Raw genomic sequence first — 17,523 nt, forward strand, 5'->3', positions numbered from 1 at the left:
TATTATCGTGATAGTCAGATCAATAGTAGTATTCAGGATGGACAACTTTATCAATTACGTGTAGATGAAGATGCGAGCCATACCATAAGTAATACTTTTACTGCTCAGTATGGTGTGCGTGATAATTTAACATTTACTGCCTCTGTGCCATTTATTGCAAAATCAGACAACTTAAAAGATACGACTGCAGCTGGCTTAGGTGATATTAGTTTAGGTGCACGTTGGGAACCGTTCCCATTAAAAGCAGGACGTTTACCGCTGATTTTATTTGGTAGCTTATCAACTAAAACAGGTGATAGTCCGTATGAAATCAATGCGGATAAAGATTTATCAACAGGTAAGGGATATTATTCAGTTGGGGTGGGGGCGAGTACCCGTAAATATATCGACCCTGTTGTATTGTTTGCTTCAGTTTCAGGAAATTACGGTTTAAAAGAAACAGATTTAAATCAAGTACGTGGTAATAGTGGTAATGCGAATGGTGAAGGCGGGGCACAAACTGGGGGGCAAATCTTAAAAGAGTTTGATCCTGGAATGACGGCTGGTTTTTCATTCGGTTTCGCATATTCATTTAACTATGATGTTTCGATGACGATGTCATATCAACAGTCTTTTAATATGAATACGACATTTAAATATCAGAAACCTGGACAGACAGCTCTAGATGAATACAAAGCGGCTTCGCAATCAAGTGGTATGTTTGCAATTGCGCTTGGTGTCCGTGTAAGCCCAGATACGATTGTCAATGGAACAGTAGGAATCGGTTTAACAGAGGATTCACCAGATATTTCATTGGGTTTATCTTTCCCATTGGATATTTTAGGCTTTGGCAAGAAGAAAAAGCCAAACTAATGGAGTATAAGGTATGAAAAACATACGTTTACGCCCATTAGTAGCTGCTATTTTATTAACTGGGTGTTCACCTCAAGCATTTGCGCATTTAGGGCTTAACTTATCTGTCGATATACGTTCTTTAACGATGGGGAATGCGGTAACGGCAGATCCTCCAGGTATTAGTGCGATTCACTTTAACCCTGCTGGTTTGACCAAACTCAAAGGGCTACAAACTGATGTGCAGGGGATTATTGCTAACTTTGATATTCAAAAGGAATTTTCAGCACCTGTTGGTTATAACGTATTTGGTTATTCAGATGACCCTTTGATTTGTAATGATTCACCTTCAAATCCATCAAGCCTATGTACGGATTATAAAGATTCAGTCAGTGGTGATGTTGAATACGCAAGTTTGTATGTTCCAATTTTGAAAAAAGTTGTGGACTTGGGGCCTGGCTGGCCAGTAATGGCTCCCACAGCAGGTATTTCATATAACGCACCAGGTTCGAAACTCACTTATGCAACCGCTGCTTATGCTCCGATGGTTGCGGGCTTTGGTTCAGAAGACGGTAATCCTGGTAACTTCTTAGGGCAACAAGTTGCAATAGAGCGTATCACTTATTTATCTCCATCAGTGGCTTATCAAGTCAGTGATCAGCTTTCTATTGGCGCTTCCATTGGTATGTCATATAACGCAATGGCATTGAAAACGGACTTGAGATTTCCAAACGAAATGATCGGTGTACTACGCATGATTGATGAATCTGTTTGTAGTCCTTTCCGAAATAACTCCAATGCGATTACTGATTTATTGTTATTTGGTATTTGTAATGCTGATGAGGGAATGAACCCTTTTGGTCAATTCGGTAAAATGCAAGTATCAATGGAACAGAGTTTAAGTCCAAGTTATAACTTGGGTTTAATGTGGGAACCAACGGATGACTTTGGTTTTGGTATGGTTTATCAAAGCCCTGCAAAAATGCGTTTAAAAGGTAAATACTTTATAGACAATGCAAATGCACCGCGTGAATTGATCAAAGGATTAAACTCTTCTGCAACAGGTCAAATCTTAGCGGCGATTTTGGGTTTCCCCGGTTATGTTCCTCCGACAGAATCTGGTTTAATTTCAATGGATTTAGAATATCCTGCACATTTTCAAAGTGGGATAAAATATAAAATACTTCCTGATTTACAGATTAATTTTGATGTGGGCTGGACCGATTTTAAAGCTTGGGAAAAATTTAAGTTTGATTTTGACCGACAAATTTCGGCTTTAAAAATCGCTAAGCTTTTGTCGAATAATGTAACAGATACCTCGTTGTCTCTTCCTCTCGGATTCCAGTCACCATGGAGTTGGGGGGTTGGGGTTGAGTATTCAGCAAACGATCGTTTGAAATTACGTGCGGGCTATGAACCTCGTGCGAGTGCAATTCCTGATGATAAGCGCAATACTTTAGTACCAATTAACAATGCACAATTATTTGGTTTAGGGTTAGGGTATCGTTTTGATGAAGATACAGAAATAGATTTATCAGTCGCATTTTTACGTAGCCGAGATAATATTCCTGCAAATACCAGTAGTATGGCCAATAAAACAGGCGTAGATAATTTATTATTGAATCCATATGCAGGATTCAATGTATCAACAAATACCAAAGTAACTCTTTTAGGGATTAACTACAGAACGAGATGGTAATGCGTTTAAACGTTGAAAAAAATATTGTTGTTACTTCGTTGTGGTTAGCTTTAAGTTTAGCCACAGCGACCTCTTATGCTGATGGTTTTTATACAATTATTGGGCCTGATGGACATCCAATGATTGTTCAAAAAACTGAGTCAAAGAAAAAGCCAGAAGCAATTACTCAAAAGAATCCAAAGCTACAGGAATATAATGAGTTACAACGTGAGGTAAAAAAAAATAACAATAACTTGGGGCAGCGATTGGATCAGAAAGTGAGGCAAACTCAAGTTTCTCATGAATCACATACAGATGTAAAAAAAGAAATAGATACAAAACAAATTGAAAAAAATACTCAGCCATTGCATGATTCAAGCAAAGTTCAGACTGAAGCTCCGATTAAGCAAGAAGTAGCTGTTGAAGCAAAGAATAATCAGGTAGCATCTCAGTATGTTCAAAAAATAGTTCCATCTAAATTAATTTCAGAGCAAAAACTACAAAAAAATGTTACTGATAAAAAACAGCAACAATATCAGCAGGCCTTGCCCGAATCTGTGAAAAGTACTGAAATTACACCGAGTATTCAGAATAAGACTGTTGAAGTAAAAAACATTGAGCAACCGCGCATTCACGAAAAGAAAGATGTAATAGCAGTAACTGAAAACAAGAATTTTACAGAAATTGATGGTATTCAATATGTTAATAATGAATATTTAGAAGATCGTGAATTCAATTTAGAAGGTAAAAAACGCTTCTATATGACGCCAGAAGCAGGGGCTGTACATGGTCGTTATGAAACTGTCGAGCGACAAAAAGGTGTGAGTGCAAGCCTTTTGGATCGGATTAGAAATAAGTCAGAACCTCAAGAACATAAAGCTGTCGTACTTTCTACTCATTACTTTAGATTGCCAAAAGATGATGTTGTTAAAAATTTAGAACAAGCTTGCTTTACTGGAAAAAAAGTTGCGAAAGCTAAAAGCTTATCTATAAAAAATCAGGAACTTGGTCTCTGGCCAGTCGCACCGATTAAAGAGCATTTTGCTTATGAAGTCGTAAAATTAGATAGTCAGGTACAAAATGTACTCTTGACATCTTATGCGTCTTCTTCAAAAGTACAGACATATTATTGGCCTTTGGTTGTTTTTCTAGATCAACAAGGTTGTGTCATTGAAGGTGTTAGCGGATTTAAAAATGAAGAATCAGATGACAACAATACACAATATGCAGCAATGGAAGGTATTTTAAGAAAACCTGAAAATGCAACGTATATGTTTTTAACACCATTATCCTCAGCTGTAGATGCAGACAATAAGCAGCTTACAAATCATGGACAAATTAAGCTGAGTGTAATTCAGTAAGGAATACGAGATGAACAATAAATTTTTAGCCCCTTTTTTGTTATCAGGTTTGACACTCGCATTAGTTGGATGTGGTGGTGAAAAAACAACTGTACATGAAGACCCTTATAAAGGTGTAGTAACCACGAGTAACGGTTGTGATGCGAATACAACGGAGAAGTGTTCTGGGTTCTTTGTAGATTATCCTGTCGAAGGACTGAATTTCGATTGTAGCTCAGATAAAATTAATCATTTTATGACGGACGAAGAAGGCGGTTTGGCATCAGGTGGTTGTTTGGTTGGTGATAAAGTCAAATTCTATCTTCAAGGTGAGGATTCCAGCCGTAAGATAAGTTTAGGCGATGTCGATTTAGCAAAAATACGTCCATTAAAAGTAAAAGGGCAACCTGCTACAATTGGTTTAATTGATATTGCAAGTGCGATGACAGGCAAAGATCCATTAACCATGACGATGGATGACAGTACGTATAAAGTTATGGTGGGCTTAGTACGTGTTTTCCAAGCGCTGGGTGTTAATCAAGAAGCGAATCAAGTTGGTGATATACAACCTTATGAACTGTTATCTAGTAAAAAGAATGATCTTAAACTATTAGCAGAAGATGTTAGTGTCACTGATTTTCTTGATGGTAGTTATGTTACGAAATTAAAGCCGTGGGTTGATGTTAGTATCATCAGTGAAGCAGAAGCTGAAAAAGTTGCTCAGAAATTAGTGAAGCAATCTTTAGTGAATATCTACGCAACAAACTTCCTGATTTTTAGTACTAATAGTGTAGATATACAAGGCTTTACAGGTAAGAGTGATTTAAATACTAAAAATGAATCTATTGCAAATATGTATTTAGTCACTGACCGCCAAGGCTATACCACTGGATATGCTATGCAGTGGGTGGGGATTCCTCAAAAAATTGAAGGTAGTGCTATTTCAGATTCATTGCTAAAATTTTTACTGATTAATCAAGTATCTCCACAAAAACTTAATGTAAATGCACAGCAAGATTGGATTAGTCCATTAACCAAGAGAATAACGAAACCTTTAGTTTTCCAAGCCAATTCAAGTTCAACTGATAAGTTAGAGGTCTATCAAGGGAAGTTGATTAATGATACCAATGTGACGGGTACAGAATATATGTACAAGCAAGCAAGTGGATCAACGACTGGGCCGACAGATACGATAATCTATGGAAAATGGCGTCAAAATTTGAATGGAGATCAACTTTCAGGTGGTATCGACATCTATAAAACAAATCCAGCAAACTATTTAGACAAGAAAGTATTCCTTACTAAGAATACTGTGAAAACGGGTGATAAATATTATTTCCCATTGTATGCAAACCTTACTTTTACTTTCGACAATAAGGAAGTGAAGCCGAATTCACAAACTTTGGGTATTGTAATTGATGAAAATGGTGATGTTCGAACCAATTTGGGTGTTGCTGGAGCATTAAATTCAGACACTTGTAATGATGTAGATCCTACAACATATGTAGATCAAGGAACAGGTGTACAGCAATATCGTATAGGGACGACTGGTACTGCCTATATCAATGGAAGCATTGAGAAGTCTATCACCATGCGTATGATTTTAGCGAATCCAGTTTTTGGTAGTCTTGATGGAGCATTAGTTGGTCTAAATGAATCTCTTGTCGTTTCACCAACACCTGTAAGCTCAGATACAGATTTAAGTAAAGTAGCTATTAGATCTGGTGGTATTCGTCTGAATCTTCAAAGGTTGATTAATGATCAGAATGTAAATGGTCTAAATATTACCAGTTGGAATGGAAATACAACGATTCCTGCTACGTGGATTAATTTGCAAGCTGTTTACCAGACTGTTTTTAATGGTGCAGATGCGAATAAAGATAAATTAACTGATGAGCAGAAAGAAATTGCTAAGCGTGTTTCTGGGGCTATAACTGTAAGTGTGCCGAAGTGTTATGCGATTAAAACGAAGTAATTAGACTTGAAAATAAATAAACCCTCAATTGAGGGTTTATTTTTATCTATTGAGATTTTCAAACATTTAAATATAAGCGAATAGTTTCTCATTACTTTATCTAAAAGTGAGCATACAGTTTAGAGCACCATCAGTAATTAACCTGTGTGATCTAAACGTGTGCCCAATGTTTCTAAATGCATTGGAAAGTGATTATTTTTCCGATCTTCAAAATAATGTCTTAAGGTTCGTTCCACACTAGGGAAAGCCAAATCATTCCATGGGATTTCATGCTCTTCAAAAAGGCGACTTTCAATGGTTTCATCACCCGCACCAAAGACACCATCTTTAATGGTTGTCTTAAATAGAACATAAATCTGACCAATACGAGGAATGTTATACATGCAATAAAGCTGCTCAATTTCCACTTCGGCTTCGGCTTCTTCGCGTGTTTCACGAGCAGCGCTTTGTTCCATGGTTTCAAACAACTCCATATAACCTGCTGGAAGTGTCCATAATCCATAACGCGGTTCAATTGCACGACGGCAAAGTAAGACTTTATTTTCCCAAACAGCCAACGCACCACAAATCACTTTGGGATTGACGTAATGAATGGTACCGCAGTTTGTACAGACTTTACGGACTTTTTGATCACCTAAGGGAATTTTTTCTATTGTTGTATGACCACAAGCAGTACAAAAACTCATAAGCTTCATTGAAAAATGTGTGATGACTCAGCATAACTGAAAATTTCTACTTTCGCATCATTTATAGCCTTATCCATAAAATTTCATATATGATGGAGGGATAACAAAAAGGAGTGAGTGGTTGTCCATGCAGGATTATGAGTTAACGCAAATGTTGCAAAATCGTCTTCGTTTTGGCACAAAAACACATCCAGCCAAAGCAGCAGTACTTATTGCAATTACGCAAGAAGCTGATCCTAAAATATTGCTCACACGACGTTCTGCTTATTTGAACAATCATGCAGGAGAAGTCTCTTTTCCAGGTGGAAAACGTGACCCAAATGATACCAGTAATATCGTGGTCGCTTTGCGCGAGGCATGGGAAGAAACAGCTCTGAATCCCTTTGATGTCAAACTGATTGGTGATCTTCCGATGGAGCGTGCTAAAAGTGGTCTGACGGTAAAGCCGATCGTAGGTTTGATTCCACCGGATGTTCAGCTGATAGCTCAACCCTCTGAAATAGATCGTATCTTTTATGCACCGTTAAAAAAAATGATGGAATCACAGCCGATTCCTTATGAAGTTCGTCTTGCACATCAGTCTGTTTATTTTCCAAGCCTAAGAATAGAAAATGAAATCATTTGGGGTTTGACCGCACGAATTTTAATGGCGTTGTTTAAGTATGGTTTGGATTATCAAAAAAATTGGCCTTTTTTATTGAATTCACCGTCATTTAAATCAGAAATTTTAAATAAAAAATAAGATATGAGCTTGTAACACAAGCGCTCTAATACAACCGATGAAAGGAATGAATAGGTTATGATGTATAAATTTAAAGGTTATGCGCCAAAGGCTTTGCATGCACCATTTGATGGATGGATTGCGGACAATGCGACAGTGATTGGGCAAGTTGAGCTAGGTCAGCAAGTCAGTGTTTGGTTTGGTGCTGTAGTGCGTGCTGATAACTCAAAAATTCATATCGGTAATTTTAGTAATGTACAAGAGAATGCAGTCTTGCATACGGATACAGGGATTGAACTGACAGTGGGTGACTATGTCACGATTGGGCATCAGGCGATGTTACATGGTTGCACGATTGGTGATAATAGTTTGATAGGAATCAACGCAGTAGTTTTGAACAATGCTGTAATTGGTAAAAATTGTATTATTGGTGCAAATAGTTTGATTCCAGAAGGCAAAGTGATTCCAGACAACTCATTAGTGGTGGGTTCACCAGGCAAAGTCATACGTACTTTGGATGAAAATGCCGAAGCCATGTTGAAAATGAGTGCTTTGCATTATGCAGAACACTATAAGAACTTTATAGATTTAGAAGAATTTACATTTGAGTGAGTGTTGACTCAATGAATGCATTTAGATCCTTATTGAAAGCCAAGTATTGATACTTGGCTTTTATTATTTGGGAGAATATTCCAAAATTTCTCTGATTGAGTTTATCTCTAAATCCTCGTTTTATTGAGATGAGTGGAGTATCATAACTGCATTTTTAATACAGTAAGGTTGTGCATGAAATTGCTGGCGTTGGAAACTGCCAATGAGCAGTGTTCCGTTTCACTTGTTGATGAAACTCAAACACTTTATTTTCAACTCGATACGCGAGCAAAGGCACAAACTCAAACCATTTTGCCGATGATTGAGCAAGGTTTTGCTGAAAACCAAATTGAAAATTCACAACTCACTGCGATTGCATTTAGTCGTGGACCTGGTTCTTTCAGTGGTGTGCGAATCAATGCGGCAGTGACTCAAGCTTTGGCATGGGCAAATGATATTCCTGTGATACCCGTTTCAACCTTGCAAGCGTTGGCTCAAGCGGCATATCGTGAAGCACAGTTGAATGAAGTGACAGCTGTGTTAGATGCACGTATGCAAGAAGTGTATATCGCAAGTTTTAAGCTTGATCAAAATAACATTATGCAACTTGTAGATGAAGAAAAATTATTAGATTATCAGCAAGCTGCTGAGTACCAAAAATATACTTTAATTGGTTCTGGTTCAGCTTTAATTAAGGCTGATGCAATAGAGTTTCAAAGCATTACTGCAACTGCTGATGATATTGCAACGATTGCTCGTCAAGATGCGATTGAAAAACAGTGGTTCAGTGCTGAACTCGCCTTACCTGTATATTTACGTGATAATGCATGGAAAAAAATTCCAGAACAAGGCAAACCATAATAGTTTTATAGCTTTAATATTTTAGGATTTAACATGGATCTTTTACTGCTTCTTAAAGCAGCCATCATGGGTATTGTTGAAGGTATTACTGAATTCTTACCTATTTCAAGTACAGGGCATTTAATTCTTGCCTCAGAATTAATGAACTTTTGGACCAAAGAAAAAAGTGATGTTTTTGTCATTGCGATTCAAATGGGCGCGATTGCAGCGGTTATTTATGAATACTGGGCAAAGCTTTGGGGAGCAGCCACTGGACTGGTTTCTGGTGAACCTAAAGGTCGTCATTTAGGGATTAGTTTAATCCTTGCATCTATTCCAATCATGTTGGTGGGGCTAACATTTGGACAAGCGGTAAAAGCCTATTTGTTTAATGATATTTCCATTGCATTAGGGCTGATTATTGGTGGTTTGATTATTTGGTGGGTAGAGAAAAATCCGCCAAAAGTAAATGCTCAAGAAGTTGATAATATTTCCATTAAAGAAGCGATTTATATTGGTTTGATACAAGTTTTAGCACTTGTACCTGGTACATCACGCTCAGGTGCAACTATTATCGGTGCAATGATACTGGGTGTTTCACGTAAAGCTGCAACAGAGTTTTCTTTCTTCCTAGGTATTCCTGTGATTGTCGGTGCAGGATTATTGGATTTATATCAAAGCTATCATGTTTTCCAAGGGACACAAGATTGGGTTGTTTTAGCTTTTGGTACATTGGTTTCTTTTGTTTCTGCTTTGATTCTGATTCGTGTTTTAGTGGCGTACGTGGCTAAACGTGATTTCATGGTGTTTGCTTGGTATCGCATCGCATCAGGTTTAATTATTTTATTGTTTGCATTAACAGGTTGGAAATTATGGTAAGCGAAATTCGCTTATTTACTGAAACCGCATTTATTCAGAAAGCACAGTCTTATCAAACTGTGCTTTCTTTACGTGGGGTCGTTGTAAACATTGAAATCGTTGAAAAGTTAAATGCACGTTTTTTGAGATTAAATCCTGAGATGGCGCTGTGTGTTGATGATGCAGGGCTTAGTTTAAGTGCCAATGGCATGAAAATGCAGCCAGACTGGAAAGCTGAAATTCCGCGCTTAAAAAGAGCCAGTTTAAAATCTGAAATGATTGCACGTGCGTGTAATATTTCAGAAAAGCCTAGCTTAATTGATGCGACTGCGGGTCTTGGACATGACACATTATTGATGGCGCATTTGGGTGCAAATGTGACCTTGATTGAACGTCATCCGATTCTTTTTACCTTACTCGAAGATTCAAAAAAGCAAGCTAAATCAGATCCTTTTCTCAGTAAAGTGGTCAGTCGCATCCATTTGGTCTTTTCTGATTCAAATACCTACTTGCAACAACACATTGATGAGCATAAAACAGTCGATGTGGTCTATTTAGATCCGATGTTTCCGCAACGTGATCAGAATCAACAAGCCATAAAAAAACAAGCGCAAGTGAAAAAACAAATGCAATTGTTACACATGCTTTTACCCGAAGATGGGGAAATGGATCTAGGGGATCATCTTTTAGTCTTAGCTCAACAAATCGCCAAGCGAGTTGTGGTAAAACGTCCTAGACTAGCTGTTTTTCTAAATGATCAATCGACGGATCATCAATGGCTAGGTGATGCTTGTCGTTTTGATGCATATTTTAACAGCGCATTTGTTGACAAGATTGTTGAGTAATTTGGTAACTGTTTCAATAATAGTCGAATTATTGATATATAGTTAAATCAAGCATTGATAAATTTTTAGCCAAGCCTAAACTAGTTAGGCTGATTGAAGCCACCGCCTTAACAGAATCTTTATGATAGACCTCAAACCCTCAATTAACTTCTGGCATGATTTAAAAAGTAACCAACGTGCAGGATTGTGGTTATTTCTAGGGTCGCGAAAGTCTTTACAAATTGTTCGACCATCTATTCTCCAGTTAATTTTTTGGGGACTGTTGGGTGGCTGTGCCAACACTTTATTCAGTTGGTTGGTCGCAGGGGATGGTGGTGTTTTCAACCGTCAAGGTTTGGTTAGCTATGCGCTGTGGCCGTTTATTGCATTGATTGTTGGGATCTTCTTATCTCAACGAACCAATAATCCGCGTTTGATGCTAGTACCAGCTTTGTTATGGTTAGTACTTGATACCCACATCATGCTGTTTCAATGTCTGATCCAATATCTCGGTGATCAAGACCTCTTACCTAATTTTCTTTATAGCTTTATTCCTATACTGTTTGTTGTCTTGTTTGTTTGGCAAAGCCTTGCTGTGGTTTGGGTTTTTGCACGTGAATTACAATGGCCGTGGTGGGAGCGTGCACTCATTCTTGTGGCGACATTCTTTACTTTATCTGTTTGGCAAGTATCGATTAAAGAACAGCCGATTTGGAAAGTTGAAGAAGTTCCGCCAAGTATTACTGAAAACGCATTTTATGCCCAAGCGCCTTTACTCAATAAAGCGTTGGAACAAGTTCAATTTGGAGAATTTGCACAAACACATTGGTATTTCTTAGGTGTTGCAGGGGCAAGTTATCAAGATGTGTTTAAATTTGAAATTGATCGAATCAAAGAACAATTTGATACACGTTTCGGTACTTTTGGGCGTTCTCTTGAATTGGTGAATAACCCTGAAAGTATTGATAAGACACCAATTGCATCTAAGACCAGTATTGATCTTGCTTTACGTCGTATTGGTCAGCAAATGAATCGTGAGAGTGATGTGTTATTTTTATATATGACATCACATGGTTTGCCAAATCGTTTTGAGTTGGAAAATGAACCGATTGATTTGGATGATGTTGACCCGAAATGGCTAAGAGATGCTTTAGACAAATCAGGCATTCGTTGGAAAGTGATCGTGATTTCAGCATGCTACTCAGGTAGTTTTGTATCCGCATTACAATCTCCAGATACCTTGATCATTACAGCATCCGCCGCAGATCGTGCATCATTTGGCTGTTCAAATGAAGCGGATTATACTTATTTCGGTCGAGCTTTCTTTGATCAAGCAATGCGCGAACAAAGTACTTTAAAAGGTGCATTCCAAGAAGCCTCTGAAACTGTAGCAAAATGGGAAAGTGCGCAAGGTTTTGACCCTTCAGAACCACAATGGGTGATTGGTAAAAATATGGAAATGATGTTGCCTCAGTTGGAACAGCGTCTATTCCCGCAACAAGGTGTTGTAACTACCGCCCAATCTCAAAATATAAAGTTAGATGCTCCGCAGAATCAGCTTGTGAAGGCACCATAATTTAAAATATGTGCTCAAATGAGGATCACATTGATCAGAGAGCTTGCAGTCATTTTCGCTAGGTTTTGCTTTTATCGAAATTTAACCTTTATCTTTTAATATCGATCTAAAGTTGTTATGCATTGTTGTCATGAAATTTAGATCTATGATCGTACTGAGAATAGATCATACAATCATGATTGAAAAAAAATCTATTGAGGGAATAATCAAGACATGGAACTTTTGAGTAAAAATATCTGTTTTGACGGTGAACAACGTATTTACCAATTACAGTCCACTCATTTAAAAGGGCTTACTAAATTTTCAGCATATATTCCGCCTCAAGCTTTAAAAGGGCAAAAATGCCCTGCGCTATTTTATTTAGCAGGTTTAACCTGTACCGAAGAAACCTTTATTATCAAAGCACATGCGCAGCGTTTGGCTTCTCAATTGGGTCTGATTTTAATTGCACCAGATACTTCACCGCGTGGTGAAAATGTGGCTCAAGGTGATTCTTGGGACTTAGGACAAGGTGCAGGTTTTTATCTCAATGCAACACAAGCACCGTGGGCTGAACATTTCCAAATGGAAAGCTTTATCACCAATGAATTATATCCTTTAGTGATTAAAGCGCTTGCTATTCAATCTGATGCGATTGGTATATTTGGGCATAGTATGGGCGGTCATGGTGCTTTGACTTTGGCTTGGAAATATCCAAATTTATTTAAATCTGTTTCAGCATTTGCCCCGATTTGCGCGCCAAGTGATTGTCCATGGGGAGAAAAAGCGTTCTCAAATTACCTTGGAAATGATCAGTCTGAATGGGCACAACATGATGCAACACAATTGCTTTTATCCAAAGGACAGTTGTTTGATGAAGTATTGATTGATCAGGGGATTCAAGATCAATTTTATAGCCAATTGCATCCTGAAAAGTATCAACAAGCTTGTGATAAAGTGAGGCAAAAATTAACCTTGCGATTCCATGAAGGTTATGATCATGGTTATTATTTTATTCAGAGCTTTATTGATGACCATTTGCAATTTCATGCTTTGCAACTCACCAAATAATTGATTCATTTTTAGAAAATAAATAAAGGAGCAAAAAACAAATTCAGTTTGCTTTTTGCTCTATTTCTTTCAACATAAAAAAACGATAAACTGACTGAGTTAATTTTTAATATATCACTTTAATTTGAATCAAATAATTGAATAAAGAGAATAAAATGCAAGATCAGATTCCACCACCTTTTCCAGATCAGCCGAATACTACGCCGATTACACCGCCAGAAAGTCCAACAGCATCATTACACCAACCAATTGTTCGTCGTTTTAGATTTCATGGCGATGCGATGGAATATTTTGGCATTTGGATCGTCAATATCCTGCTGACGATTATTACCTTAAGTCTTTATGCCCCATGGGCAAAAGTACGTCGCTTACGTTATTTTTATGGCAATACAGAATTTTCTCGTAGACGCTTCGATTTTACAGGGATACCCACTAAGATTTTGGTTGGGCGCCTGATTGCACTTGGGATTTATGCTGCTTTCTCTGTGTCATCCCAGTATTCAATGGTCGCAACGGTTGTTGGTTTTATCATTTTATATGCGGCTGTGCCGTGGTTGATCCGTGCAACTTTACGTTTTACCGCGAGAAATAGTAAGTTTGGTAATAGTCGTTTTTATTTTGGCGGAACAACCAAAGAGTCTTATAAGATTTTTATTTTAAGTATTCTGCTCTATATTTTTACCTTGGGTATATTTACACCTGTCGCGATTTGGATGTATAAAAAATACTATCTCAATCATCTCTATGCGGGACAATTAGAATTTAAATTACATGCAGATTGGTCAGCGTATATGGCAGCTGTATATGTCCCTATTTTTATGGCGATTGGAATTCTCATTGCCTTTTCAATTGTATTTTTTGGCATCATCGGTTCGATCGTTGGGTTTTCGCCAAACTTCTTTATGTTTGGTTTCTTTGGTGCGTACATAATCATTGGATTGTTTGTCTATCCTTTAATCTCTGCACGTATTTTTATTACCACTTGGAACAATACCACTGTTGGTAATAGCCAATTTAAAACAGACTGTAATCAATGGCGCTATGCTTGGATTGTGGCTACAAATTGGATCGCTAAAATATTTACCATTGGCTTAATGTCGGCATGGGCGGCGGTTCGTATTCATCGTTATCAAGTTGAATCAATGAGCTTAACGTTGTATGACGATCCAGATCAAATGATGAATTTAGCGCAACAAGAGCAAAGTGCACTTGCCGAAGAAATTAGTGACATTTTCGATATTGATGTGTCTTTATAAAAGAATGAGTTAAATCATGATGTCGCGATCAATTGATGTAATTTTTTATGATGGTGTGGTGTCAAAACCACATCATGCGCAACTTTCAGCACAATCTGAAACAGAGGTTGTGCTGCGTTATGGCGAGCGTTTAGAGCATCAAAAGCGCTATTCATATAACGATATGACCTTGATCGGTGCTTTGGGGAAGCTCAATCCCATTATCGAACTGAATGATGATGCCCGTATTGAGTTTCAAGGTGAGTTACCTGAATGGTTTAATTTAGGTACGAAGAATGTTCACCATTCCATTTGGAAATTAGAACGCTCCCCCTCGTTAATTATATTCAGTGTTATTTTTGTCATCGCTTTTGTCATTGGATTAGTTAAATGGGGCGTTCCAACGGCATCGCATTATGTGGCATTTCAATTGCCTGAAAATAGCATGAAGAAGTTAGGTGATGAGGCGGAAGAATATGTCCTCAACAATTGGACAGCACCAAGTACTTTAGCGAAAGGTCAAAAGGATCTAATTACTCAGCAGTATCTAACGACCATAGCCGAGGGTAAGCCTGCAAAATTAGTTTTCCGTGAAGGTAGCCATTTAGGTGCAAATGCTGTTGCATTGCCAAACAATACCATTATTGTGACAGATGAATTGATTGCAATGGCGCATAGTGATCAAGAAATTCTCGGTGTTTTGGCACATGAGCAAGGGCATTTGATTCAACGACATAGCCTACAACAGGGCTTAACCAGCTTAGGATTGAGTGTGTTGTATATCGCGATGACAGGGGATAGTTCAGATTTATTCACCTCTTTACCGATGGCAATGGTCGGTGCTAACTATTCACGCAAGTTTGAGTCAGAAGCAGATATGTATGCTTTAAAATTAATGGATCGTAAGGGGATCGAAGTTTCTCATTTCGCTAATTTTTTACAGCGCTTAAGTGATGAAACTGAAGCGGCTGAAAAATCGGATGGAAAAGATAAAGCGAATAAAGCCGATCAAAAATCTGCTGCAAGTACGCCATCTGCGCAGAATGAAACAGATGAAAAACATTCTTCTTTAGAGATTTTTGAAGCTTTATCATCACATCCTGCGACTGCTGAACGGATTCAGATGGTACGTGATTTTGAAAAACAGCAAAAAAAATAATGCTATTTTGAATGGCATTGCTTTGAGTGGCTGTTTTATTCTGCAATCCAACACCGCAACATCAAGTGAGATCTTAAGCTTGATGTTGCCACTCGACCGTAAATTCTTGCTGTGCCATTCGATTTAAATGTTCAACAATCACATGCTGTAAATGAGCGTCATCTTCTTGCGAGGTCTCTAATTCGACAATAAGACCATCTATGTGTGGACGTAAAATCACAGTCGCATCAGGCATGAAAATACTGAATTTTTCATCTGTTTCAGCCACTTCAAATTTGTGTTTCCAATGATTTAATAAGCGTTTGGCAATGCGCTTTGCATCATCAGTTTGAATAGTTGTATTGCTTTTCATTCTCATTTACTCCTAAGTCCAACTAAAATTAGCAAAAAAATATGGCTCAGGCTGTTATTTAAATAGAACGCTTCGTTGCATTATTGCAATGCCAATCATTGCTTGGACGATTTATCGCAGGCTTTCAGCAAAGTTCAGCCAGAAATTTGCTATAATTGAGAAAACCCATATTTCAAGCCAGGTTGATTCATGTCCAAGCCATTTTTAATTGCACCCTCTATTTTATCTGCTGATTTTGCTCGTTTGGGTGAAGAAGTTGACAATGTATTAGCAGCAGGCGCAGATGTTGTGCATTTTGATGTGATGGATAATCACTATGTACCGAACTTAACTTTTGGTGCTGGTATATGTAAAGCTTTGAAAAAATATGGCATTCAAGCACCAATTGATGTGCATCTTATGGTTTCACCTGTAGATCGTATGATCGGTGATTTCCTAGAAGCAGGTGCGGATATTATTACTTTCCATCCTGAAGCAACACATCATATCGATCGTTCTTTGCAATTGATCAAAGATGGTGGCGCGAAAGCAGGTTTAGTATTTAACCCTGCAACACCTTTGCATTATTTAGACTATGTTTTAGACAAAGTTGATCAAGTACTGTTGATGAGTGTGAACCCTGGTTTTGGTGGGCAAAAATTCATTCCTGGTACTTTGGATAAATTACGTCAAGCACGTAAAATCATTGATGCCTCAGGTCGTGATATTCGTTTGGAAGTCGATGGTGGCGTAACACCGGCCAATATCCGTGAAATTGCAGAAGCGGGTGCAGATATGTTTGTGGCAGGTTCTGCGATTTTCGGTAAGCCTGATTATAAAGCAGTGATTGATGAAATGCGTGCTGAATTGGCATTGGCAGGTTCACAGAAGGCTTAGACTTTTACACAATAATATGGATAAAATTGTGGATAAGTTTGAAGATAACTATATGGATAACTGTGTAGATAAGCTTGCTGATAAACTGTTTATAGTTTAAGCAAAATAAGATCAATTGCTTATGACTTATACAAAATAAGTTTAAAAAGAGTCCAAACGGGCTCTTTTTTTGATTTAAATATCAAGAAAATTGCTGTTTTATTTTTAATCTGTATTTTACAAACATGCTGTTTGATTATTAGGCACTAAATACTGACAGGAAAAGGGCTTGATGATTTTTCATTGGCATAATTTACTTTATAAATGATTTCGTATGGATACGGTTTTAGACTTCAAATATGTATTTGATGGCATTACGCGATTTGCCACTCCTCAAATTATTGGGTATGCTAAAACGAGTTAATTCTCACTTGATTGATGGATCATGTTCACACAACTCTGCAAACAGGCTTGGTTTGTTTGTCTTATGGTTTTTGCCATAGGGTGGAGTGGTGTGTCTGTAGCTTCTGTAAAAACCATGCAGATCAGTATGCAGATGCAACATCAAGAGATCCAACTGAATCAAACTCAAAATCTGCAAAATACACACCATGCAATGCTGATGCAAAACATGTCAGTACAGGATATGAAACAGCATTGTGCAGATTTGGAAGCGCAGAATCAGCAGAACGATGGCTCTGCACTGAGTCTAACAGATTGTCATAATCAACTGATTCAATCCCAACACATGCAGCATGCGGATTGTCAAAACTGTGCCTTATTTTCTTGTCAGTCCTCAATTGTCTGGTTCAATACCGATATTCCAAAATTGACTGTTCCCCAGGAAAATTCTGAACAGAACTCCCCAAAAATTCATTACCAGGCTCAGCATCTTGCAGGGCACTGGCAGGAAATTCTACGTCCTCCTAAAGCTTAATCTGATTTTCCGAAG

17 protein-coding genes are annotated in these 17,523 nt (G+C 37.9%); 15 read left to right on the forward strand and 2 right to left on the reverse strand.

The genetic code is table 11. From position 1 onward, the window contains the following. From EXE10_RS15070 to EXE10_RS15085, 4 genes are all read left to right on the forward strand, one after another. A partial coding sequence (locus EXE10_RS15070) for a hypothetical protein (protein ID WP_130113915.1) occupies positions 1-852 on the forward strand: 852 nt, incomplete at its 5' end. A 13-nt stretch (positions 853-865) separates the two neighbouring features. Further along, a complete protein-coding gene (locus EXE10_RS15075; RefSeq protein WP_130113916.1) occupies positions 866-2,530 on the forward strand; it encodes an OmpP1/FadL family transporter in 1,665 nt (554 codons plus the stop codon). After that, the gene (filE, locus tag EXE10_RS15080) at positions 2,530-3,870 is read left to right on the forward strand and encodes a putative pilus assembly protein FilE (RefSeq protein WP_130113917.1); all 1,341 of its coding nucleotides are present in this window, start codon (positions 2,530-2,532) and stop codon (positions 3,868-3,870) included. Before EXE10_RS15075 ends, filE begins: the two co-directional genes overlap by 1 nt. Before the next feature lie 10 nt (positions 3,871-3,880). Further along, complete coding sequence (locus EXE10_RS15085; RefSeq protein WP_130113918.1) at positions 3,881-5,824, forward strand: hypothetical protein; 1,944 nt, start codon at positions 3,881-3,883, stop codon at positions 5,822-5,824. A 137-nt stretch (positions 5,825-5,961) separates the two neighbouring features. Here the strand turns inward: EXE10_RS15085 and EXE10_RS15090 are convergent, their stop codons facing one another. Further along, on the reverse strand, positions 5,962-6,510 hold the full coding sequence (locus tag EXE10_RS15090; protein WP_130113919.1) for an NUDIX hydrolase: 549 nt from the start codon (positions 6,508-6,510) through the stop codon (positions 5,962-5,964). A gap of 127 nt (positions 6,511-6,637) precedes the next feature. On the opposite strand from EXE10_RS15090, the gene EXE10_RS15095 reads away from it, so the two are divergent. The 9 genes from EXE10_RS15095 to EXE10_RS15135 all read left to right on the forward strand — a co-directional run bounded on the left by EXE10_RS15095 (position 6,638) and on the right by EXE10_RS15135 (position 15,364). After that, complete coding sequence (locus EXE10_RS15095; protein WP_068974012.1) at positions 6,638-7,252, forward strand: CoA pyrophosphatase; 615 nt, start codon at positions 6,638-6,640, stop codon at positions 7,250-7,252. A 57-nt stretch (positions 7,253-7,309) separates the two neighbouring features. After that, positions 7,310-7,843, forward strand: coding sequence for a gamma carbonic anhydrase family protein (locus EXE10_RS15100; protein WP_130113920.1), 534 nt, complete (start codon positions 7,310-7,312; stop codon positions 7,841-7,843). Between the two features lie 174 nt (positions 7,844-8,017). Next, positions 8,018-8,683 (forward strand): tRNA (adenosine(37)-N6)-threonylcarbamoyltransferase complex dimerization subunit type 1 TsaB, encoded by a 666-nt coding sequence (tsaB, locus tag EXE10_RS15105; RefSeq protein WP_130113921.1) that lies wholly within the window; start codon positions 8,018-8,020, stop codon positions 8,681-8,683. A 33-nt stretch (positions 8,684-8,716) separates the two neighbouring features. After that, positions 8,717-9,541, forward strand: coding sequence for an undecaprenyl-diphosphate phosphatase (locus EXE10_RS15110; RefSeq protein WP_130113922.1), 825 nt, complete (start codon positions 8,717-8,719; stop codon positions 9,539-9,541). Next, complete coding sequence (locus EXE10_RS15115; protein WP_130113923.1) at positions 9,535-10,365, forward strand: class I SAM-dependent methyltransferase; 831 nt, start codon at positions 9,535-9,537, stop codon at positions 10,363-10,365. The genes EXE10_RS15110 and EXE10_RS15115 overlap by 7 nt, the downstream gene beginning before the upstream one ends. Before the next feature lie 121 nt (positions 10,366-10,486). Beyond that, on the forward strand, positions 10,487-11,920 hold the full coding sequence (locus EXE10_RS15120; RefSeq protein ID WP_068974007.1) for a C13 family peptidase: 1,434 nt from the start codon (positions 10,487-10,489) through the stop codon (positions 11,918-11,920). 213 nt (positions 11,921-12,133) lie between these two features. Then, a complete protein-coding gene (fghA, locus tag EXE10_RS15125) occupies positions 12,134-12,970 on the forward strand; it encodes an S-formylglutathione hydrolase (RefSeq protein ID WP_130113924.1) in 837 nt (278 codons plus the stop codon). Positions 12,971-13,125: 155 nt separating this feature from the next. Beyond that, a complete protein-coding gene (locus EXE10_RS15130; RefSeq protein WP_130113925.1) occupies positions 13,126-14,226 on the forward strand; it encodes a YjgN family protein in 1,101 nt (366 codons plus the stop codon). A 19-nt stretch (positions 14,227-14,245) separates the two neighbouring features. Continuing rightward, positions 14,246-15,364 (forward strand): M48 family metallopeptidase, encoded by a 1,119-nt coding sequence (locus tag EXE10_RS15135; RefSeq protein WP_130113944.1) that lies wholly within the window; start codon positions 14,246-14,248, stop codon positions 15,362-15,364. A gap of 73 nt (positions 15,365-15,437) precedes the next feature. Here EXE10_RS15135 and EXE10_RS15140 read toward each other — a convergent pair whose 3' ends face one another. Next, positions 15,438-15,716 (reverse strand): DUF2218 domain-containing protein, encoded by a 279-nt coding sequence (locus EXE10_RS15140; RefSeq protein ID WP_130113926.1) that lies wholly within the window; start codon positions 15,714-15,716, stop codon positions 15,438-15,440. A 189-nt stretch (positions 15,717-15,905) separates the two neighbouring features. On the opposite strand from EXE10_RS15140, the gene rpe reads away from it, so the two are divergent. After that, positions 15,906-16,592, forward strand: coding sequence for a ribulose-phosphate 3-epimerase (gene rpe / locus EXE10_RS15145; RefSeq protein WP_087553695.1), 687 nt, complete (start codon positions 15,906-15,908; stop codon positions 16,590-16,592). Between the two features lie 424 nt (positions 16,593-17,016). Beyond that, on the forward strand, positions 17,017-17,508 hold the full coding sequence (locus EXE10_RS15150) for a hypothetical protein (protein WP_228256846.1): 492 nt from the start codon (positions 17,017-17,019) through the stop codon (positions 17,506-17,508). Positions 17,509-17,523 lie beyond the last annotated feature (15 nt).

It is taken from the genome of Acinetobacter sp. WCHAc060033 (genome assembly GCF_004209125.1).
GTDB classification, from domain to species: domain Bacteria; phylum Pseudomonadota; class Gammaproteobacteria; order Pseudomonadales; family Moraxellaceae; genus Acinetobacter; species Acinetobacter wuhouensis.